This is a genomic window from Streptomyces sp. NPDC015345, from assembly GCF_043078805.1.
Lineage (GTDB): Bacteria > Actinomycetota > Actinomycetes > Streptomycetales > Streptomycetaceae > Streptomyces.
Genome location: NZ_JBIBTX010000009.1, coordinates 269,773 through 290,488 on the forward strand (window position 1 = coordinate 269,773; position 20,716 = coordinate 290,488).

At 71.7% G+C, this 20,716-nt stretch carries 16 protein-coding genes; 14 read left to right on the forward strand and 2 right to left on the reverse strand.

Features of this window, described 5'->3' with window-relative positions; all coding sequences use genetic code 11:
• Positions 1-177: 177 nt before the first annotated feature.
• From ACF062_RS32610 to ACF062_RS32640, 7 genes are all read left to right on the forward strand, one after another.
• Positions 178-1,680 (forward strand): gamma-aminobutyraldehyde dehydrogenase, encoded by a 1,503-nt coding sequence (locus ACF062_RS32610; protein WP_392143201.1) that lies wholly within the window; start codon positions 178-180, stop codon positions 1,678-1,680.
• Positions 1,681-1,765: 85 nt separating this feature from the next.
• On the forward strand, positions 1,766-3,016 hold the full coding sequence (locus ACF062_RS32615; RefSeq protein ID WP_392143202.1) for a spermidine/putrescine ABC transporter substrate-binding protein: 1,251 nt from the start codon (positions 1,766-1,768) through the stop codon (positions 3,014-3,016).
• A gap of 123 nt (positions 3,017-3,139) precedes the next feature.
• Positions 3,140-4,300, forward strand: coding sequence for an ABC transporter ATP-binding protein (locus ACF062_RS32620; RefSeq protein WP_392143203.1), 1,161 nt, complete (start codon positions 3,140-3,142; stop codon positions 4,298-4,300).
• Positions 4,297-5,235, forward strand: a complete 939-nt coding sequence (locus ACF062_RS32625) for an ABC transporter permease (protein WP_392143204.1) — start codon at positions 4,297-4,299, stop codon at positions 5,233-5,235. Before ACF062_RS32620 ends, ACF062_RS32625 begins: the two co-directional genes overlap by 4 nt.
• On the forward strand, positions 5,235-6,035 hold the full coding sequence (locus ACF062_RS32630) for an ABC transporter permease (RefSeq protein ID WP_223777077.1): 801 nt from the start codon (positions 5,235-5,237) through the stop codon (positions 6,033-6,035). Before ACF062_RS32625 ends, ACF062_RS32630 begins: the two co-directional genes overlap by 1 nt.
• Positions 6,036-6,066: 31 nt before the next feature.
• Positions 6,067-7,485: an NAD(P)/FAD-dependent oxidoreductase gene (locus tag ACF062_RS32635; RefSeq protein WP_392143205.1), complete on the forward strand. Its 1,419-nt coding sequence runs from the start codon at positions 6,067-6,069 to the stop codon at positions 7,483-7,485.
• A gap of 135 nt (positions 7,486-7,620) precedes the next feature.
• Positions 7,621-8,133, forward strand: coding sequence for a hypothetical protein (locus ACF062_RS32640; RefSeq protein ID WP_223777079.1), 513 nt, complete (start codon positions 7,621-7,623; stop codon positions 8,131-8,133).
• Between the two features lie 53 nt (positions 8,134-8,186).
• Here the strand turns inward: ACF062_RS32640 and ACF062_RS32645 are convergent, their stop codons facing one another.
• Complete coding sequence (locus tag ACF062_RS32645) at positions 8,187-9,029, reverse strand: phosphatase PAP2 family protein (protein WP_392143206.1); 843 nt, start codon at positions 9,027-9,029, stop codon at positions 8,187-8,189.
• Between the two features lie 117 nt (positions 9,030-9,146).
• Complete coding sequence (gene gabT / locus ACF062_RS32650; RefSeq protein WP_392143207.1) at positions 9,147-10,481, reverse strand: 4-aminobutyrate--2-oxoglutarate transaminase; 1,335 nt, start codon at positions 10,479-10,481, stop codon at positions 9,147-9,149.
• Between the two features lie 270 nt (positions 10,482-10,751).
• Between gabT and ACF062_RS32655 the strand changes: the two genes are divergently transcribed.
• From ACF062_RS32655 to ACF062_RS32685, 7 genes are all read left to right on the forward strand, one after another.
• Positions 10,752-11,162 (forward strand): VOC family protein, encoded by a 411-nt coding sequence (locus ACF062_RS32655; protein ID WP_356580366.1) that lies wholly within the window; start codon positions 10,752-10,754, stop codon positions 11,160-11,162.
• A gap of 65 nt (positions 11,163-11,227) precedes the next feature.
• On the forward strand, positions 11,228-11,692 hold the full coding sequence (locus ACF062_RS32660) for a helix-turn-helix transcriptional regulator (RefSeq protein ID WP_392143208.1): 465 nt from the start codon (positions 11,228-11,230) through the stop codon (positions 11,690-11,692).
• A gap of 4 nt (positions 11,693-11,696) precedes the next feature.
• Positions 11,697-12,335, forward strand: a complete 639-nt coding sequence (locus tag ACF062_RS32665) for a glyoxalase (protein ID WP_392143209.1) — start codon at positions 11,697-11,699, stop codon at positions 12,333-12,335.
• Positions 12,336-12,409: 74 nt separating this feature from the next.
• Positions 12,410-14,833, forward strand: coding sequence for an ATP/GTP-binding protein (locus tag ACF062_RS32670; protein ID WP_392143210.1), 2,424 nt, complete (start codon positions 12,410-12,412; stop codon positions 14,831-14,833).
• 215 nt (positions 14,834-15,048) lie between these two features.
• Positions 15,049-16,752, forward strand: a complete 1,704-nt coding sequence (locus ACF062_RS32675) for a PucR family transcriptional regulator (RefSeq protein WP_392143211.1) — start codon at positions 15,049-15,051, stop codon at positions 16,750-16,752.
• Between the two features lie 277 nt (positions 16,753-17,029).
• Positions 17,030-18,475 carry an aldehyde dehydrogenase family protein gene (locus tag ACF062_RS32680; protein ID WP_392143212.1) on the forward strand — a complete coding sequence of 482 codons (1,446 nt, stop codon included), beginning with the start codon at positions 17,030-17,032 and terminating at the stop codon, positions 18,473-18,475.
• A gap of 210 nt (positions 18,476-18,685) precedes the next feature.
• Positions 18,686-20,623, forward strand: coding sequence for an acyl-CoA dehydrogenase family protein (locus ACF062_RS32685; RefSeq protein ID WP_223777087.1), 1,938 nt, complete (start codon positions 18,686-18,688; stop codon positions 20,621-20,623).
• Positions 20,624-20,716: the final 93 nt, after the last annotated feature.

Consider the following 20,716-nt stretch of genomic DNA (forward strand, 5'->3'; position numbering starts at 1 on the left):
ACTCCGTCCTGGGTTTTCGAGGACGACTCGACACCTGGTCGACAGATTCCGTCGCGTAACCAAAAGGCAACAACGGAATCACTTGTTGGACCTGTACTGCTCTGTCAGGATCGGCACTCAAATCGATCTGGAGCTACGCCGACCCCCGCGACGGGGAGGGTGGCGGAGGAGAGCGTCATGCACAACTTCCAGGCGCAGGACCATTTCGCGGACGGCGCGCAGTACATCGCCGGACGGCTGACGAAGGGGACCTCGGGACGCACGCACGCAGTCGTCGACCCCGCCACCGCCGAGGAGGTCTACTCGTACGAACTCGCCGGAAGGGACGACGTCGACGCCGCCGTCGCGGCCGCCGCAGCGGCGTTCCCCGGGTGGGCCGGTGCCACCCCCGGCGAGCGCTCCGACGCCATGCATCGCTTCGCGGGCGTGCTGGCCGACCGCGCGGAGGAGTTCGCGCAGGCCGAGTCGTTGCAGTGCGGCAAGCCGATCAAGCTGAGCCGGGAGTTCGACGTCCCCGGCACCGTCGACAACGCCGCCTTCTTCGCGGGCGCCGCCCGGCACCTCCAGGGCCAGGCGGCCGGTGAGTACACCGGGGACCACACCTCGTACGTACGCCGTGAACCCATCGGTGTCGTCGGGTCCATCGCGCCCTGGAACTACCCCCTCCAGATGGCCGCCTGGAAGGTGCTCCCGGCGATCGCGGCCGGCAACACCATCGTCCTCAAGCCCGCCGAGCTGACGCCCTTCACCTCGCTGCTCTTCGCGCGGGCCGCCACCGAGGCCGGTATCCCGGACGGTGTCGTCAACATCGTCTCGGGCGCGGGCAGGGACGCCGGTGAGCATCTCGTCGGGCACCCCGACGTCGCCATGACCTCCTTCACCGGGTCCACCGGCGTCGGCAAGCGCGTCGCCGAGATCGCCACCGCCACCGTCAAGCGCCTCCACCTGGAGCTCGGCGGCAAGGCCCCCTTCGTGGTCTTCGATGACGCCGACCTGGACGCCGCCGTGCACGGCGCGGTCGCCGGCGCCCTCATCAACTCCGGGCAGGACTGCACGGCCGCCACGCGCGCGTACGTCCAGCGTCCGCTGTACGACGCCTTCGTGCAGGGCGTCGCCGACCTCATGGAGAGCGTGCGGCTCGGCGACCCGTTCGACCCGAGCACCGACATGGGGCCGCTCATCTCGCACGTCCACCGCGACCGCGTCGCCGGCTTCGTCGACCGGGCCCGCTCCTACGCGCGCGTGGTGACCGGCGGCGAGGCGCTCACCCACCCGGGCGCCTTCTACAAGCCCACCCTCATCGCGGACGCGGCGCAGGACAGCGAGGTCGTACAGTCCGAGATCTTCGGGCCCGTCCTCGTCGTACTGCCCTTCGACAGCGACGACGAGGGCATCCGGCTCGCCAACGACACCCCCTACGGACTCGCCGCCTCCGCCTGGAGCCGCGACGTGTACCGCGCGGGCCGCGCGACCCGCGAGATCAAGGCCGGGTGCGTGTGGGTCAACGACCACATCCCGATCCTCAGCGAGATGCCGCACGGCGGCTACAAGGCGTCGGGCTACGGAAAGGACATGTCCACCTACTCCTTCGAGGAGTACACGCAGGTCAAGCACGTCATGTTCGACAACACCGCGGTGGTCCGCAAGGACTGGCACCGCACGATCTTCGGGGACCGTTAGGCGCGTGGCCGCTCGGCCACGCCGCCACGTCGTCACAGGCCGCCCGACCAGCGGCCGCCTTCCTCCCGAAAGGGCAACCACGCGCATGGAGCAGTACGAGCCCGACCCGCTGTCCCCGGCCCAACTGGCGGCCATGCACCGCAGCCTGCGGTACGGCAGGGGGTCCCTGACCCGCCGTTCCCTGCTGCGCGCCTCCACCGGCGGCGCGCTCGCCGTCGGCGGCCTCGGCGCCCTGAGCGCCTGTGGCATCCCCCCGGCCGGCAAGAGCCAGGGCGAGGTCTCGTCCGATGACCACTCGGCCGAGGAGAAGCAGATCGCCTTCTCCAACTGGACCGAGTACATGGACGTCGACGAGAAGGACGAGAACAGGCGGCCGACCCTGGCGGCGTTCACGAAGCGCACCGGGATCAGCGTCAAGTACACCGAGGACATCAACGACAACGTCGAGTTCTTCGGGAAGATCAAGCCGCAGCTCGCCGCGGGCCAGGAGACCGGACGCGACCTGATCTGCGTCACGGACTGGCTCGCCGCACGGCTGATCCGCTTCGGGTGGGTCCAGAAACTGGACCCGGCCAACCTGCCGCACGCGTACACCAACCTGTCGACCCAGTTCCGCGACCCCGACTGGGACCCGGGCCGGGCCTACTCGTATCCCTGGACCGGCATCTCCACCGTCATCGCGTACAACAAGAAGGCGACCGGCGGGAAGAAGATCACCTCGGTCTCGCAGCTCCTCGAGGACCCCAAGCTGAAGGGCCGCGTCGGGTTCCTCTCCGAGATGCGCGACACCGTCGGCATGACGCTCATCGACATGGGCAAGGACCCCGGGGACTTCACCGACGACGACTTCGACTCGGCCATCGCCCGCCTCCAGAAGGCCGTCGACAAGAAGCAGGTCCGCCGCTTCACCGGCAACGACTACACCTCGGACCTCGCCAAGGGCGACATCGCCGCCTGCCTCGGCTGGGCCGGCGACATCGTGCAGTTGCAGGCCGACAACCCGGACATCGGCTTCCACATCCCCGACCAGGGCTACATCACGTCCACGGACAACCTGCTGGTCCCCAACAAGGCGCGGCACAAGCGCAACGCCGAGCGCCTCATCGACTACTACTACGAGCCGGAGCCCGCGGCACGCCTCGCGGCGTACATCAACTACGTCTGCCCGGTCGACGGGGTGCGGGACGCGCTCGCGAAGATCGACAAGGACGCCGCGGCCAATCCGCTGATCATCCCTGACGCGGAGATGAAGGCGAAGTCCCGGGCGTTCCGGTCGCTCACGCCCAAGGAAGAGACCGCCTACGAAGAGAAGTTCGCGAGGCTGACCGGCGTGTGACACGGCGCCGCTGCGCTGGGCTGTGGCCGCTTGAAACTGCGGGTCCGTTGTGGCTGGTCGCGCAGTTCCCCGCGCCCCTTGCGGGGCGCCTTTGTTCCCCCTCGACTTCATCTGGACCCCACCATGACCTCTGCTCAAGAAACCGGCGGCGACGTCCGTCTCACCGGGATCAGCAAGACGTACGGCTCCTTCACCGCCGTGCACCCGCTCGACCTCACCGTGCCGCAGGGCTCCTTCTTCGCCCTGCTCGGCGCCTCCGGCTGCGGCAAGACGACCACGCTCCGCATGATCGCGGGCCTGGAGGAACCCAGCTCCGGCACGGTCCACCTGGGCGAGCAGGACGTCACGTCCCTGCCGCCGTACAAGCGGCCCGTGAACACCGTCTTCCAGTCGTACGCGCTCTTCCCGCACCTGGACATCTTCGAGAACGTCGCCTTCGGCCTGCGCCGGCGCGGCATCAAGTCGGTGAAGGGCCAGGTCGGCGAGATGCTCGACCTCGTTCAGCTCGGCGAGCAGGCCCGCAAGAAGCCGCACCAGCTCTCCGGCGGCCAGCAGCAGCGCGTCGCCGTGGCCCGCGCGCTCATCAACCACCCCAAGGTGCTCCTCCTCGACGAGCCGCTGGGCGCCCTCGACCTCAAGCTGCGCCGCCAGATGCAGCTGGAGCTCAAGCGCATCCAGACCGAGGTCGGCATCACCTTCGTGCACGTCACACACGACCAGGAGGAGGCCATGACGATGGCCGACACCGTGGCCGTGATGAACGGCGGCCGCGTCGAACAGCTCGGCGCCCCCGCCGACCTCTACGAGAACCCGCGCACCACCTTCGTCGCCAACTTCCTCGGCACCTCCAACTTCATCGAGGCGGAGGTCGCCGCGACGAGCGGCGACGACCTCGTCGTGAAGGCCGGCGACTGCAAGCTGACGCTGCCCGCCGCCCGATGTACCGGCCCCACCGCCACCGGCGGCAAGGTCCTGGTCGGCGTCCGCCCCGAGAAGATCTCCCTCGCGCACGCCGACGACGCGGGGCGGATTCCCGAGGGGCGCAACCGCATCACGGGACGCATCGCCGACAGCAGCTTCATCGGCGTATCGACGCAGTACGTGGTGCGCAGCCCGGTCTGCCCCTCCTTCGAGGTGTACGCGCAGAACATCGAGCGCGACGGCCGGCTCACCCCGGGCGCCGAGGTCGTCCTGCACTGGAACCCCGCGCACACCTTCGCCCTCGACGCCGCCCAGGACATCGAGGCGGGCGCCTCAAAGGTCGAGGAGGACGCCTCCGCATGACGACGACCCTCACCGAAGCGCCACCGGCGAAGGACCCCGAGGACCCGGCCCCGGCCGCCCGCGGGCCCCGCAAGCGCGGCCGCCTCGTCCCCTACTGGCTGCTGCTCCCCGGCCTCCTCTGGCTGGTCGTCTTCTTCGCGCTGCCGCTGGTCTACCAGGCCTCGACCTCCGTCCAGACCGGGTCGCTCGAAGAAGGCTTCAAGGTCACCTGGCACTTCGCCACCTACTGGGACGCGCTCACCGACTACTGGCCGCAGTTCCTGCGCTCGGTGCTCTACGCGGGCGCCGCCACGGTCCTGTGCCTGCTGCTCGGCTACCCGCTCGCGTACCTCATCGCGTTCCGCGCGGGTCGCTGGCGGGGCATCATCCTGGTCCTGGTCATCGCGCCGTTCTTCACCAGCTTCCTCATCCGTACGCTGGCGTGGAAGACGATCCTCGCGGACGGCGGCCCCGTCGTCGGCGCCCTCAACTCCCTGCACGTCCTCGACGTCACCAGCTGGCTGGGCGTCACGGCGGGCGACCGGGTCCTCGCGACGCCGCTCGCGGTGATCTGCGGCCTCACGTACAACTTCCTGCCGTTCATGATCCTGCCGCTCTACACCTCGCTGGAGCGCATCGACGGCCGGCTCCACGAGGCCGCGGGCGACCTCTACGCCAAGCCGAGCACCACCTTCCGCAAGGTGACGCTCCCGCTCTCCATGCCGGGCGTCGTCTCCGGCACGCTGCTGACCTTCATCCCGGCGGCGGGCGACTACGTGAACGCGGACCTGCTCGGCTCGACGGACACCCGCATGGTCGGCAACGTCATCCAGACGCAGTTCCTGCGCGTCCTTGACTACCCGACGGCCGCGGCCCTCTCCTTCATTCTCATGGCCGCCATCCTCTTCATGGTGACCTTCTACATCCGCAAGTCGGGGACGGAGGACCTGGTCTGATGGCCTTTGTACGCTGGCTGCGGCGCAACCTCGTCGTCATCGCGGGCCTGTGCACGCTCGCCTATCTGCTCCTGCCGAACATCGTCGTGACCGTCTTCTCCTTCAACAAGCCGAAGGGGCGCTTCAATTACTCCTGGCAGGAGTTCTCGCTCGACGCGTGGAAGGATCCGTGCGGCGTCGCCGACATGTGCGGGTCGCTCTCGCTGAGCCTCCAGATCGCCACCTGGGCGACGATCGGCGCGACCGTACTCGGCACGATGATCGCCTTCGCGCTGGTGCGCTACCGCTTCCGCGCGCGCGGCGCCGTGAACTCGCTGATCTTCCTGCCGATGGCGATGCCCGAGGTCGTCATGGCCGCCTCGCTGCTCACCCTCTTCCTCAACATGGGCGCACAGCTGGGCTTCTGGACCGTCCTCATCGCCCACATCATGTTCTGCCTCAGCTTCGTGGTGACCGCCGTCAAGGCGCGCGTCATGTCGATGGACCCCCGCCTCGAACAGGCCGCGCAGGACCTCTACGCCGGTCCCGTGCAGACGTTCCTGAGGGTCACGCTGCCGATCGCCGCACCGGGCATCGCGGCGGGCGCGCTGCTCGCCTTCGCGCTCTCCTTCGATGATTTCATCATCACGAATTTCAACGCGGGCTCGACCGTGACCTTCCCCATGTTCGTCTGGGGATCGGCACAGCGGGGCACGCCCGTTCAGATCAATGTGATCGGTACGGCGATGTTCCTCGTCGCCGTGCTCCTGGTGCTCGCCGGAATGCTGATCGGCAAGCGCCGCAACAAACAGCCCAAGTAACCGTGACGCAGTTCTCGAAGGAGTGGAAATCATGGCCCCAAGCGCCATGACCCGTTGGACCAAGTCCCTCTCCGACGCCCAGCCGGTCTCGTACTGGCTGGACGACCCGGGCAGGCCCGCCCCCGAGCCCGCCCTCACCGGCGACGACCGCTGCGACCTCCTCGTCGTCGGCGGCGGTTACAGCGGCCTGTGGACCGCGCTCATCGCCAAGGAGCGCGACCCCGGGCGCGACGTCGTCCTCGTCGAGGGCCGCGAGGCGGGCTGGGCCGCCTCCGGCCGCAACGGCGGCTTCTGCGCCGCCTCCCTCACGCACGGCATCGCCAACGGCCTGTCCCGCTGGCCCGGCGAGATCGAGAGGCTGGAGGAGCTCGGCGCCCGCAACCTCGACGAGATCGAGGCGGCCGTCAAGCGCTACTCCATCGACTGCGACTTCGAGCGCACCGGCGAGATCGACGTCGCCACCGAGCCGCACCAGGTGGCCGAACTGCGCGAGATGTACGAGGAGATGGCGGCCCACGGCCTGGCGGGCGGCGCCGAGCTGCTCGACGCGGACGCCGTGCGCGGGCAGGTCGACTCGCCCACCTTCCTCGGCGGCCTCTGGGACCGCGACGGCGTCGCCATGCTGCACCCGGCGAAGCTGGCGTGGGGCCTGAAGCGGGCCTGCCTGGAGAAGGGCGTACGCGTCTACGAACACACGCCCGCCCTGGAGCTGGCCTCCGCCGGCGCCGGGATGGCGGTCCGCACGCCGTACGGCCGCGTCTTCGCCCGCCAGGTGGCGCTCGCCACGAACATCTTCCCCTCGCTGGTCAAGCGCGTCCGCGCGTACACCGTGCCGGTCTACGACTACGCGCTGATGACCGAGCCGCTGAGCGAGGAGCAGCTGGCCGCGATCGGCTGGCGCAACCGGCAGGGGCTCGGCGACAGCGCGAACCAGTTCCACTACTTCCGGCTCTCCGCCGACAACCGCATCCTGTGGGGCGGCTACGACGCGATCTACCCGTTCGGCGGGAAGGTCCGCGCCGAGTACGACGACCGGCCCGAGACGTACGCGAAGCTCGCCGGGCACTTCTTCACCTGCTTCCCGCAGCTGGAGGGGGTCCGCTTCACGCACGCGTGGGGCGGCGCGATCGACACCTGCTCGCGCTTCTCGGCGTTCTTCGGCACGGCGCACAAGGGCCGCGTCGCCTACGCCGCCGGGTACACCGGGCTGGGGGTCGGGGCCACGCGGTTCGGCGCCGACGTGATGCTGGACCTGCTCTCCGGGGAGCGCACGGAGCGGACGAGCCTGGAGATGGTGCGTACGAAGCCGCTGCCGTTCCCGCCGGAGCCGTTCGCCTGGACGGGCGTCGCGCTGACCAAGTGGTCGCTGGCCCGCTCCGACGCCAACGGCGGCAAGCGGAACCTCTGGCTCAAGACGATGGACAAGCTGGGCCTCGGCTTCGACAGCTGAACCGGCGTACGCCCCACCATCCCGCCGTGAGCCGCTTCACCACCAGCGGGTGCCCGAACCCGCGTAATGCCCGCGACCCGGGCCCCTCTCACCTGTGACACGCACGGTCGTCGCACAGGAAAGGGAGGTCCGGTCATGGCTGGCACGGGTGGCTCGGGTGACACGGGCGGCAGGGGCCGCACGGGCGGCCCGGGGGCGAGGTCGGCGGTCGAATGGCTCGTGTCGGTGGCGCCGGATCCGGACGCCTGCCGCTGGGAGTGGGAGCGCAGTCCGCTCGGGGTCGCGCTCCTGCCGGCGGGGCGCCGCTGGGACGTGCTGATCCTCCCCGGCGAGCTCGGCCGCACCACGCTCGACGTACTGAACCGCCGCGTCGAGCGCCCCGGACCGGTGCTCGCCGACTTCGGGGACGCGCGCGTGGGCTTCTTCGTGCCCGCGGGCACGGCCGCCCGCTGGCTGGGCACGGGCGTACGCGGCGCCGGCCGCGGCACCTGGATCGTCGTGCCCCATCCCGGGCGGGCGAGCGGCGGGGTCCGCTGGCTGGTGCCGCCGGACGGCCGGGGCACGCTGACGGATCCGGCACTGCTCGAACTGGCCATGCACGAGGCGGCCGCGGGGCTGCTGGGGGAGGGGGAGGAACGCGGGGAGTGACCTCGGGATGCGCGCGCGGGCCTCCCGGCAGTCATCCGAGCCCCGCGCGACGGTCACTCCGGGCCCGGTTCCCGGCCGTACCGCTCAGTCAGCGCGGTCATGGCCGTCAGCAGCATCCCGCACAGCAGCCAGGAAGCCACCACGTCCAGCGGCCAGTGATATCCGCGCCGCACGAGTCCGAAACCGACCGCCACGTTCAACAGGACGCAGCCGAGGAGCAGTCCACCTCGGCCGTACGCGCGCCGCAGCAGCGGCAGCGCCAGCAGCGCGGCCGCCCCATAGGCGACGGCGGCCGTCGCCGCGTGCCCCGAGGGGTAGAAGCCGTCATGCCCCGCCATGCCCGGCGGCCCCGGCCGGTCCACGGCCGCCTTGAGCGGCACGACGAGCGCGGGCACCGCGGCCATGGCGACGGCGGCGGCCAGCGGCGCCAGCCACCAGCGGAACACCCCGGCACGGCGTCCGTGCCAGGCGGCGTACGCGAGGACGGCCCCGAGGACCGGCACGGCGACGCCGAGGTTGCCGAGGTCGGCGAAGAACTCCGCGGCGCGCTCCGGGAAAGAGCTGCCGACGGTCGCCCGCCCCGCGCGCTCGTCGGCGCGGCGCAGCGGACCGTCGACGACGATCTGCCAGGTGAGGAGCGCGAACAGGCACGCGCACAGGGAGAGCGGGAGAAAAAGGGGCGGCCGCCTCGGAACAGGGGGGGTGGTTCCGAGGCGGCCGAGGGGACCGGGTCGCCGCGCGCCCCGGGGGGTGTGGGGCGGGCGGCCATCCGATCGGTGAGGAGTTCCGGAGCCGGAAGCTCCGGGTGCGTGCGCGAAGGCACGACCAAGACGGGGCTGGGGAGGCTCCGCCCTGGTGTCGCCCACAGTCCCCTGTGGGCGGGGTGTCTCTCTCATCTGCAGAAACCGTACGGCAGGCGATGGCGGGCCGACAGGAACATCGGCAACCCGTCATGGGGCCCGCACACGTTCTTCACACGCCCCCGATGGTCACTCCGACAGGCCCCGGCGGTCTCAGAGGCCCGCGAAGGCGCCCTCAAGGATGTCCAGGCCCTCGTTCAGCAGGTCGTCGCCGATGACCAGCGGCGGCAGGAAGCGCAGGACGTTGCCGTACGTGCCGCAGGTCAGGACCAGCAGGCCCTCCGCGTGGCAGGCCTTGGCCAGGGCCGCGGTGGCCGCCGGGTTCGGCTCCTTGGTCGTACGGTCCTTGACCAGCTCGATGGCGATCATCGCGCCGCGGCCACGGATGTCGCCGATGATGTCGAACTTCTCGGCCATGGCGCCCAGGCGGGCCTTCATGGTGGCCTCGATGCTCTTCGCCTTGGCGTTGAGGTCGAGCTCCTTCATGGTCTCGATGGCACCCAGCGCACCGGCGCAGGCCACCGGGTTGCCGCCGTAGGTGCCGCCGAGGCCGCCCGCGTGCGGGGCGTCCATGATCTCGGCGCGGCCCGTGACGGCGGCGAGCGGCAGACCGCCCGCGATGCCCTTGGCCGTGGTGATCAGGTCCGGGACGATGCCCTCGTCCTCACAGGCGAACCACTGGCCGGTGCGGCAGAAGCCGGACTGGATCTCGTCCGCCACGAAGACGATGCCGTTGTCGTTCGCGAACTTCACGATCTCCGGCAGGAAGCCCTTCGCGGGCTCGATGAAGCCGCCCTCGCCGAGCACCGGCTCGATGATGATCGCGGCGACGTTCTCCGCGCCGACCTGCTTGGTGATCTGGTCGATGGCCTGCTTGGCGGCCTCGGGGCCGGCGTTCTCGGCACCGGTCGGCCAGCGGTAGCCGTAGGCGACCGGGACGCGGTAGACCTCGGGGGCGAACGGGCCGAAGCCGTGCTTGTACGGCATGTTCTTGGCGGTCAGCGCCATCGTGAGGTTCGTACGGCCGTGGTAGCCGTGGTCGAAGACGACGACGGCCTGGCGCTTGGTGTACGCACGGGCGATCTTGACGGCGTTCTCGACGGCCTCGGCGCCGGAGTTGAACAGCGCCGACTTCTTCTCGTGGTCGCCCGGCGTCAGCTCGGCGAGCGCCTCGGCGACGGCCACGTAACCCTCGTACGGCGTGACCATGAAGCAGGTGTGCGTGAAGTCCTGGAGCTGGGCGGAGGCCCGGCGCACCACGGCCTCGGCGGAGGCGCCGACGGACGTCACGGCGATGCCGGAGCCGAAGTCGATCAGCCGGTTGCCGTCGACGTCCTCGATGATGCCGCCGCCCGCACGGGCCGTGAAGACGGGCAGCACGGAGCCCACGCCACCGGCCACCACGGCGGTGCGGCGGGCCTGCAGCTCCTGCGACTTCGGACCGGGGATGGCGGTGACGAGGCGACGCTCCTGCGGAAGTGCGCTCATGGGGGACTCCTGGGGGTGGGGTCTTGGGTGGATCGGTGACCGCGGGACGCCGGCCGGCCACGAGGAGCGTCCGGGACGCCGTCTTCCGGGCGTATCTCTGCTTTCTTCGCAGGTTAGGGGCGGCACGGGGGCGCGGGCATGCTCCATGGGGGAGTTGTTCGGCGCGGCGGTTGTCCGTGATGGACATAGCAGGGCCCCCGGCCGGGCAGGGGCCGCCATCGATCAGGAATCGAGAAGCGCGGCGCGGCCGCCCTGCCTAGCCTCATCGTCATGGACATCACCATTCACACCACGGCCCTCCCGCACGACGACCCGGACGCCTCCCTGGCCTTCTACCGCGACACCCTCGGCATGGAGGTCCGCAGCGACGTCGGTCAGGGCAGGATGCGCTGGATCACCGTCGGCCCCGTCGGCCAGCCCGGTACGTCCATCCTCCTGGCCCCGCCCGCCGCCGACCCCGGGATCACCGAGGACGAGCGGCGCACCATCGCCGAGATGATGGCCAAGGGCACCTACGGCTGGATCCTGCTGGCCACCCGGGACCTCGACGCCACCTTCGAGAAGGTGCGGGCGGGCGACGCCGAGGTCGTCCAGGAACCGACCGAGCAGCCGTACGGCATCCGCGACTGCGCCTTCCGCGACCCCGCGGGCAACCTGATCCGCATCCAGGAGGTCCGCTGAGCCGCACCCGTACCACTGCGCCTCATCCGCACGGCTGTGCCTCACCCACCCGAAGGAGTTCCCTCATGTGTCACCCCTCGTGGGGCCGCGCACGCGCCGCGGCACATCGCACGGGCGACCTCGCCAGGCTGCGCCGCGTACGTGACCGGATCGACCGGGAGTACGCCCGGCCGCTGAACGTCGAGGCGCTCGCCCGCGGCGCGCACCTGTCCGCCGGGCACCTCAGCCGCCAGTTCCGGCAGGCCTACGGCGAGTCGCCCCACGCGTATCTGATGACGCGTCGCATCGAACGCGCGACGGCTCTGCTGCGCCGCGGAGACCTCGGCGTCACCGAGGTCTGCTTCCTGGTCGGCTGCTCCTCGCTCGGCACCTTCAGCACCCGCTTCACCGAGCTGGTCGGCATGTCGCCGGGCGCCTACCGGCGCGCGGCGGCCCGCGCCGCGGAGGGGATGCCGCCGTGCGTGGTGAAACAGGTGTCGAGACCGGTCAGGAACCGACGGACCCCGGCCGCCGAACCCCAGGCGGTGTGAGGGCATGACCGTCATCGACACCGTCACCCTCGGCGTGGCCGACCTCGCGGCCGCCCGCCGCTTCCACGCCGCCGCCTTCGACCTGGACACACAGATACGGCTGCGGGCCTCGCAGGCCCCCACCACGGGCTTCCGCGGCTTCACCCTGGGACTCACCGTCCCGGGACCGGCCACCGTCGACAGCTTCATCGGCACCGCGCTCGACGCCGGGGCCACCTCGCTGAAACCCGCCACGAAGTCGCTCTGGGGGTACAGCGGTGTCGTACAGGCCCCGGACGGGACGATCTGGAAGGTCGCGACCTCGGCGAAGAAGGACACCGGCCCCGCCGCCCGGCGGATCGACGCGATCGTCCTCCTGCTGGGTGTCGCGGACGTCGGGGCGAGCAAGCGGTTCTACGTGGGCCGGGGCCTCACCGTGGCGAAGAGCGCCGGCCGCGTGTACGCGGAGTTCGAGCCCGGCCCGAGCCCGGTAAAGCTGGCGCTCTACCGTCGCCGCGCCCTCGCCAAGGACCTCGGGGTGTCTCCGGACGGCAGCGGCTCGCACCGGCTCACGATCGGCACCGACACAGGTCCCTTCACCGACCCGGACGGCTTCTCGTGGGAGACCGCCCTCACCACCGTCGTTCACCACCCGGGCGCGTAGCCGGTGAACTCCCCCTGCCATGGCACTAGATTGGCCCGCGAACCAGGAGAGCGGCAGGCCAGGGGGCAAGGATCATGGATTCCGACGGTACGCAGGACGTGCACGGCACGCACGCGACTCCCGTGCCGCGCCGGCCGGACAGCCTCCCGGCCCCGCCCGTCGTCCTGCCGCCCGAGCCGTCCGCGGCTGTGCCGGCGCCGCCGATGCCGCGCCGGCCGCCCGCGGCGCCGTCGGAGACCGCCGACTGGCTGAACGCGCCGCGCCCCGAAGCGGGCCCCGGGATCTGGCGGTTCCGGCACGTCCCGCCGCCGCCGGACGAGGAGGACGGGCGGCGCCTGGACCGCGCCCTGCTGGCCGGGATGACGATCTCCCTCGTACTCGGGCTGTTCGTCTGGTTCCTCTGGCGGCAAGGGCGCGTGCCCTACCAGACGCCGCTCATCCAACTCTTCCTGCCCGGCGAGTGGTTCTACGCGGCGAGCCTCCAACCGAGCGTGTGGCAGGGCTACGAAGCCCTGGTCGTCGTCAACGGCGTCTTCTTCGGACTGCTGGTGTACGGCGTCGGGCGCCTCGGGAACTGGTCCGAGGCCCTGCGGCATGTCATCGCCCGGAGGGAGCAGCCCGTCCGGGCGATCCGCTCGGCGCTCGGCGCGCTGCTCGTGCTGGTGTTCGTCTGGCCGCAGGCTTTCCCCGCAGTCTCCTGGGACGCGCTGCCGATCGCCACACCCGTCATGGCCCTGATGGCGTTGTGCACGGGCGGATACCAGGTCTTCGAGAACGAGTTCGTCACCTATGGCCTGTACACCCTGATCACCGCGGCGGTCCTGTGGCCCTTCGCGCGGCTCGGCGACTGGCGGGGCCTCGTGCGGAGCTGGGCGGCCGACTCACGGAAGGACCCGAAACTGCCGCCGCCCCCGCCGGGCCCCGCCCCGGTCGCACCCCGCGCCCAGTGGCCCGAACTCAGGGGGGCGGGACAGCACCAGGCGGCCGACGTGCTCGCCGCCGAGGTGCTCGGCGGCCGGATGAACGACGTCGACTGCGTCCGGGTGCGCCGGGAGTGGAGCGCGGCACAGCAGCGCTCGGCCCTGATCGCCTCGTTCACCGAGACGGTGCTGCGCCAGGGCGGCGCGGCATGGACGCACCCCTCCGGAGCCCGCGACCTCCCCTCGCGCGACGCGCTCCACGACCTGCTCGTGGGGCAGGTCAGGATCGGCCGGTGCGTCCCCGAGGAGCGCAACCCCCGGGCCAGCCGCGGCGCGGGCATCGCCCTGGACCCCGCGGTGCTCGGCACCTCGCTGCTCGCGGTGGGACCGTCCGGCGCGGGCAAGACCGGCAGGCTCATCCGGCCCGTCGTCGAATCCCTCTCCCTCCAGGCGCTCACCGGCAGCTGCGCGGTCGTCGCGGTGTGCCCCGCGGGTACGCCGCTCGGCGCGGACGACGCGTACGACGTCGTCGTCAAGCTCGGCGACCCCGCATCGACGCACGACCTCGACCTGTACGCGGGCACCACGGACCCCGACGAGGCCGCCTCCTTCCTGGCCGAGGGCCTGGTCGGCGACCTCGACGCGGTGGACAGCCGCCGCGCGGCCACCACGCTGGCCCAGGTGCTCGGCCCCTACTGGGCCGCGTACGGACGGTTCCCCTCCGTGCCGCTGCTCCGGGAACTGCTCGAAGGCGTGCCCGCGGCGGTGGCGGACCTGCGTCAGGCCCTCGGCTCGCAGGAGCACGCCGTGATGCGGCGCGAACTCGACGCGCGGATCCGCCAGCAGGGCAGCGTCGCCGACCCGGGCCCCGCCCTCGCCGACCGGCTCGCTCTCCTCGACCGGCCCGCGTTCGCCGACTTCTTCGGCGCGGGCAGCGACAGCCCCTTTTCCCTGCGCGCCGTGGTGCACCACCCGATGCGCGTCCGCATCGACCTGCCCGAGCGGGGGCACGCGGAGGCGTCCCGGCTGCTCGCCCGCCTCCTACTCGCCCAGTTCAACGCCATGGCGCACACCCGCGCCGACCGTGAGCACTTCATCTGCCTCGTCCTCGACGACGCCACGCGGACCGTGACCGCCGAGACGGTCAGGGGCATGCAGCGCCTGCGGTCGGCGAACGCGGGAGTGGTGCTCGCCCTGCGCACCGTGAGCGACGTACCCGAACCGCTGCAAGGACCGCTGTACGCCACCGTCGGCTGCCGTATGGCCTTCTCGGGCATCTCGACGTGGGACGGCAGACGCTTCGCGGAGGCGTGGGGCAAGGCGTGGATCGAGACCCGCGAGGTCGCCCAGCACGCGGTCTTCGCGGACCAGCCGATGACCCGCGCCCTGCACGCGCTGCGCAAGCTGGTCACCGGCAAGACGGTGACCAGGGACGCCGTCACCGTCCGCCAGGTGGAGCGCGAGCGCTGGTCGGCGTCCGAGCTGGCCCACGCCATGCCGCCGGGGCACGCGGTGCTCTCGCTCACCGACGTACGAGGGGAGTACGCGCCGCCGCTGCTGGTGGACCTGCGCGGCTGACGGCGGCCCGGAAAGGGCGCCGACCCGATGACACACGTACGGGGGCGACCGGTCTTGTCCACACCGTACGGTGAGGCAGAATCGACACAGGTCGTTCATACGGACCGGCCAAAAGATCCACATCCCGGCGTCCGGGCCACCGAACCTCGGAGCCCACGGGCCCTCGGGCCGCCGGGAAGCCCGCCCGCCCCGCCTGCCGCAGACCTGAAGGTCCCATGCCGCCCACGCTCGCCTCGCTCGTCCACCACTCCGCGCTCAAGCTGACCGTGCGTGCGGGCGAGGAGCGCCTGGACACCCCCGTGCGCTGGGCGCACGCCAGCGAACTCGCCGACCCCGTGCCCTACATGGAGGGCGGCGAACTGCTCCTGATCACCGCGCTCAAACTGGACGCGGAAGACCCGCAGGCCATGCGGCGCTACGTGAAACGGCTCGCGGGCGCGGGCGTCGTCGGCCTCGGCTTCGCCGTCGGCGTCCACTACCCCGACATCCCCAAAGCCCTCCTCGACGCCGCCACCGAGGCGGAGCTCCCGCTCATCGAGGTGCCGCGCCGCACGCCGTTCATCGCCATCAGCAAGGCCGTGTCCGCCGCCATCGCGGAGGAGCAGTACCGCGCGGTGACCGCCGGGTTCTCCGCCCAGCGCGAGCTGACCAGGCAGGCGCTGAGCGACGGCCCCGAAGGCCTGCTGCTCGCGCTCGCCGGGCAGGTCGACGGCTGGGCCGCGCTGTACGACGCGTCCGGCGCCGTCGTCGCCACCGCACCGGAGTGGGCCACCCGCCGGGCCGCCCGGCTCACCGCCGACGTCGAACGCCTGCGGGAGCGGCCCGCGCCCGCCAGCTCGGTCGTCGCGGGCGCCGAGGACCGCGTGGAGCTGCACTCCCTCGGCACCGGCCGCAGGCCGCGCGCCGCGCTCGCCGTCGGCACGGCGTCCACCCTCGGCACCGCCGAGCGGTACGCGGTGCACTCCGCGATCGCGCTCCTGACCCTCACCACCGAGCGGTCGCGCGCGCTGCACGCGGCCGAGCAGCGGATCGGCGCCGCCGTGCTGCGGATGCTGCTGGCCGGGGAGCCCGACCACGCGCGGACCGTCGCCGGGGATCTCTACGGCGGCCTCCTGGACGCCCCTTTCCGGCTCGTCGTCGCCGAGGTGGCCTCCGCCTCGGCGGCCCGGGTGCGGGCGGGCGCGGCGCCGGGCCCCGAGGAGAGCGGCGAGAAGACCGGCGCTCCGGCAGCGGCCGCGACATCGGCCGCGGTGCTCGCTGTGGCGGCGGCCTCGGTCGGCGGCGACCCGCTCGCCGCGCTCGTCGACATCGTCGAGACCGCGGCCGCCCGCTCCGGCGAGGCCCTGCTCGTCGTCCCCTACGGGGAGCGGCTGGTGCTGCTCGTCGTGGACGGCGGCGCCGGGGCGCGGGCCTGCGCGCAGTACGCCGCCGCCCTGGAGGCCGGGCGGGGCACCGCCGGGCGCGAGGCCACGGCGTCCGGCGAGGAGCCCGAGCTGGTGATGGGCCTGTCCGCACCGGCGGGACCGATCGCCGCTGCCACCGCGTACAAGCAGGCCGAGCAGGCGCTGTCCGTCGCCCGGCGGCGCGGCAGGGCCCTGGTCGAGCACGAGGAACTGGCCGCCGGGTCCGTGCTCCCGCTGCTCGCGGACGACGCGGTGCGGGCCTTCGCGGACGGCCTGCTGCGAGCACTGCACGAACACGACGCGACCGGCCGCGGCGACCTCGTCGCCTCCCTGCGCGCCTGGCTCTCCCGCCACGGCCAGTGGGACGCCGCAGCGGCAGACCTGGGCGTCCACCGCCACACCCTGCGCTACCGCATGCGCAGGGTGGAGGAAATCCTCGGCCGCTCCCTGGACGACCCGGACGTCCGCATGGAGCTGTGGCTGTCCCTGAAGGCGACAACGACGACAACGGACTGAGACGCGCCCCCGTAGGGGCGCGGGGAACGGCGCGCTCAGCCACGACGCACCCGCACATGCCGCACAGCGCAGTCGCCAAGCCAAAACACCCCCGCACATGCCGCGCAGCGCCGGCGCCAACCAAAGCCCCCCCCACACCCCCCGCCAGTACAAACCGGCGCGAGGCCCCCGGCCAGTACTCCGCCCCGGACAAACGTCAAGAACTCCACCTCCCCCTACGGTGAGGGACGTACCACGTACCCCCCAGACACACCTCCGCGGAAGGGCCGGGAAACACATGACTTCCATCCACGCCTTCTGGCTCGCCGGTCGCCAGACCACCGGCGAGACCACGTTCGACGTCACCTCCCCCTGGGACGGACGGCTCGTCGCCAAGGCGGCCGTCCCGACCGACGCCCAGGTCGAGGAGGCCGTCGCCGCCGCGTACGCCGTCCGCGACGAGTTCGCCGCGACCCCCGCCCACGCCCGCGCCGCCGCCCTCGACCACGTGAGCCGCCGCCTCGTCGAGCGCACGGAGGAGATCGCGCAGCTCATCTCCGCCGAGAACGGCAAGCCGATCAAGTGGGCCCGCGGCGAGGTCGGCCGCGCGGTCTCCGTCTTCCGGTTCGCCGCGGAGGAGGCCCGCCGCTTCAATGGTGGCGAGGCCCAGCGCCTGGACACCGACGCCGGCGGCCAGGGCCGCCTGGCCCTGACCCGCCGCTTCCCCAAGGGCGTCGTCCTCGGCATCGCGCCGTTCAACTTCCCGCTGAACCTCTGCGCGCACAAGGTCGCCCCGGCCATCGCCGTCGGCGCGCCGATCATCCTGAAGCCCGCCCCGGCGACCCCGCTGTCCGGCCTGATCCTCGGCGAGCTGCTCGCGGAGACGGACCTGCCCGCCGGCTCCTGGTCGGTCCTGCCGGTCGCCAACGACAAGATGCCCGCCCTCGTCCAGGACGAGCGCATGCCGGTCATCTCCTTCACCGGCTCCGACAAGGTCGGCTACGCGATCATGGACTCGGTGCCGCGCAAGCACTGCACCCTGGAGCTCGGCGGCAACGGCGCGGCCGTCGTCCTCGGCGACTTCTCCTCGGACGAGGACCTGGACTGGGCCGCCTCGCGCATCGCGACCTTCTCCAACTACCAGGGCGGCCAGTCCTGCATCTCCGTGCAGCGGGTCATCGCCGACGCCTCCGTGTACGACCGGCTCGTGCCGCGCGTCGTCAAGGCCGTCGAGGCCCAGGTCACCGGCGACCCCTCCGACCCGAAGACCGACGTGGGCCCGCTGGTCAACGAGGACGCCGCCAAGCGTGTGGAGTCCTGGGTCGACGAGGCCGTCAAGGCGGGCGCGCAGCTGCTCACCGGCGGCAAGCGCGACGGCGCCACCTACGCGCCGACCGTCCTCGCCGACGTACCGGCCGACGTGACCATCGCCTGCGAGGAGGTCTTCGGACCGGTCCTCACCCTCAAGAAGGTGGACGGCGAGGCGGAGGCGTTCGCCGCCGTCAACGACTCCAAGTACGGCCTCCAGGCGGGCGTCTTCACGCACGACCTCCAGACCGCCTTCCGTGCGCACCGCGCCCTGGAGGTCGGCGGCGTGGTCATCGGCGACGCCCCGTCCTACCGCGCCGACCAGATGCCGTACGGCGGCGTCAAGCAGTCCGGCGTCGGCCGCGAGGGCGTCCGCTACGCGATGGACGACTACACCTACGAGCGGGTCATGGTGCTGACGGGCCTCGCCCTGTAAGCCACTCAGCAGCCACGACCCCCGAGGACAACGGCCGGAGCCCACTGTGCGGGGGCTCCGGCCGTTTTCGTGCGTGCGCCGGACGCGTCTCGTACGAACGCTGCGCGAGGACTGGTGGGTACGGGACGAATGGGGTACCAACGATCCAGTAGCACCAGGCAGTAACCGAAGCCCGTACCCGACCCTTCTGCGCGGCGAGGTGAGCTCCTCATGACCGCACCAACCCCCAAACCGTCCGTGAGCGAACGCGAGGCCCGGCGGGTCGCCGAGGCCGCCCGCGAGCAGGACTGGCGCAAGCCCAGCTTCGCCAAGGAACTCTTCCTCGGGCGCTTCCGGCTCGACCTGATCCACCCGCATCCGATGCCCCCGGCCGAGGACGCCGTACGCGGCGAGGAGTTCCTCGCCAGGCTCAGGGAGTTCTGCGAGACGAAGATCGACTCGGCCCGCATCGAGCGCGAGGCGCGCATTCCCGACGAGACCATCAAGGGCCTCAAGGAACTCGGCGCCCTCGGCATGAAGATCGACACGAAGTACGGCGGGCTCGGTCTCACGCAGGTGTACTACAACAAGGCCCTCGCCCTCGTCGGCTCCGCGAGCCCCGCGATCGGCGCGCTGCTCTCCGCGCACCAGTCGATCGGCGTACCGCAGCCGCTGAAGATCTTCGGTACACAGGCGCAGAAGGACGCCTTCCTGCCGCGCTGCGCCACCACCGACATCACGGCCTTCCTGCTGACCGAGCCGGATGTCGGCTCGGACCCGGCACGCCTTGCCACCATGGCCGTGCCCGACGGCGACGATTACGTCCTGGACGGCGTGAAGCTGTGGACGACCAACGGCGTCGTCGCCGACCTGCTCGTCGTGATGGCGCGCGTGCCGAAGTCGGAGGGCCACAAGGGCGGCATCACGGCCTTCGTCGTCGAGGCGGACTCCGAGGGCGTCACCGTCGAGAACCGCAACGCCTTCATGGGCCTGCGCGGCCTGGAGAACGGCGTCACCCGCTTCCACCAGGTGCGGGTCCCGGCCGCGAACCGCATCGGTCCGGAGGGCGCGGGACTGAAGATCGCCCTCACCACCCTCAACACCGGACGGCTCTCCCTGCCCGCCATGTGCGTCGGCGCGGGCAAGTGGTGCCTGAAGATCGCCCGCGAGTGGTCGGGCGCCCGTGAGCAGTGGGGCAAGCCGGTCGCGCACCACGAGGCGGTCGGCGCGAAGATCTCTTTCATCGCGGCGACCACCTTCGCGCTCGAAGCCGTACTCGACCTCTCCTCGCAGATGGCCGACGAGGACCGCAACGACATCCGCATCGAGGCCGCGCTTGCCAAGCTGTACGGCTCCGAGATGGCCTGGCTGATGGCCGATGAACTGGTGCAGATCCGCGGCGGCCGCGGCTTCGAGACCGCCGAGTCCCTCGCGGCGCGCGGCGAGCGTGCCGTGCCCGCCGAGCAGATCCTGCGGGACCTGCGCATCAACCGCATCTTCGAGGGCTCCACGGAAATCATGCACCTGCTGATCGCCCGCGAGGCCGTCGACGCCCACCTGAAGGTCGCCGGCGACCTCATCGATCCCGACAAGACCCTCTCCGACAAGGCCAAGGCGGGCGCGCGGGCCGGCGGCTTCTACGCCCGCTGGCTGCCGAAACTCGTGGCGGGCCCCGGCCAACTGCCGCGCTCCTACGCCGAGTTCCACCCGCCCGGGCACGCGGACCTCTCCGGCCACCTGCGCTACGTCGAGCGCGGCGCCCGCAAGCTGGCCCGCTCCACCTTCTACGCCATGTCCCGCTGGCAGGGAAAGATGGAGACCAAGCAGGGCTTCCTCGGCCGCGTCGTCGACATCGGGGCGGAGCTCTTCGCCATGAGCGCGGCCTGCGTACGCGCCGAGCTCCTGCGCACCACCGAGGACCACGGCCGCGAGGCGTACCAACTGGCCGACGTCTTCTGCCGTCAGTCCCGCATCCGCGTCGAGGAACTCTTCGGCCGGCTGTGGACCAACACCGACGACCTGGACCACAAGGTGGTCAGGGGCGTCCTCTCGGGCACCTACACCTGGCTCGAATCCGGGATCATCGACCCCTCCGGCGACGGGCCGTGGATCGCGGAAGCGGCCCCGGGCCCCTCCAAACACGACAACGTCCACCGCCCCATTCGCTGAGAGCACGCGCCCCACCCGCTGAATCAATTCCCACCCGTCGCATTCCGCCCCGCCCGAAACCGGTCCGCTTGCCCGGGAGTTGGAGCCCGCCCA

Coding starts and splice junctions, on each gene's coding strand:
- ACF062_RS32610 (WP_392143201.1), top strand. CDS start 178: ATGCACAACTTCCAGGCGCAGGACCATTTCGCGGACGGCGCGCAGTAC.
- ACF062_RS32615 (WP_392143202.1), top strand. CDS start 1,766: ATGGAGCAGTACGAGCCCGACCCGCTGTCCCCGGCCCAACTGGCGGCC.
- ACF062_RS32620 (WP_392143203.1), top strand. CDS start 3,140: ATGACCTCTGCTCAAGAAACCGGCGGCGACGTCCGTCTCACCGGGATC.
- ACF062_RS32625 (WP_392143204.1), top strand. CDS start 4,297: ATGACGACGACCCTCACCGAAGCGCCACCGGCGAAGGACCCCGAGGAC.
- ACF062_RS32630 (WP_223777077.1), top strand. CDS start 5,235: ATGGCCTTTGTACGCTGGCTGCGGCGCAACCTCGTCGTCATCGCGGGC.
- ACF062_RS32635 (WP_392143205.1), top strand. CDS start 6,067: ATGGCCCCAAGCGCCATGACCCGTTGGACCAAGTCCCTCTCCGACGCC.
- ACF062_RS32640 (WP_223777079.1), top strand. CDS start 7,621: ATGGCTGGCACGGGTGGCTCGGGTGACACGGGCGGCAGGGGCCGCACG.
- ACF062_RS32645 (WP_392143206.1), bottom strand. CDS start 9,029: ATGAGAGAGACACCCCGCCCACAGGGGACTGTGGGCGACACCAGGGCG.
- gabT (WP_392143207.1), bottom strand. CDS start 10,481: ATGAGCGCACTTCCGCAGGAGCGTCGCCTCGTCACCGCCATCCCCGGT.
- ACF062_RS32655 (WP_356580366.1), top strand. CDS start 10,752: ATGGACATCACCATTCACACCACGGCCCTCCCGCACGACGACCCGGAC.
- ACF062_RS32660 (WP_392143208.1), top strand. CDS start 11,228: ATGTGTCACCCCTCGTGGGGCCGCGCACGCGCCGCGGCACATCGCACG.
- ACF062_RS32665 (WP_392143209.1), top strand. CDS start 11,697: ATGACCGTCATCGACACCGTCACCCTCGGCGTGGCCGACCTCGCGGCC.
- ACF062_RS32670 (WP_392143210.1), top strand. CDS start 12,410: ATGGATTCCGACGGTACGCAGGACGTGCACGGCACGCACGCGACTCCC.
- ACF062_RS32675 (WP_392143211.1), top strand. CDS start 15,049: ATGCCGCCCACGCTCGCCTCGCTCGTCCACCACTCCGCGCTCAAGCTG.
- ACF062_RS32680 (WP_392143212.1), top strand. CDS start 17,030: ATGACTTCCATCCACGCCTTCTGGCTCGCCGGTCGCCAGACCACCGGC.
- ACF062_RS32685 (WP_223777087.1), top strand. CDS start 18,686: ATGACCGCACCAACCCCCAAACCGTCCGTGAGCGAACGCGAGGCCCGG.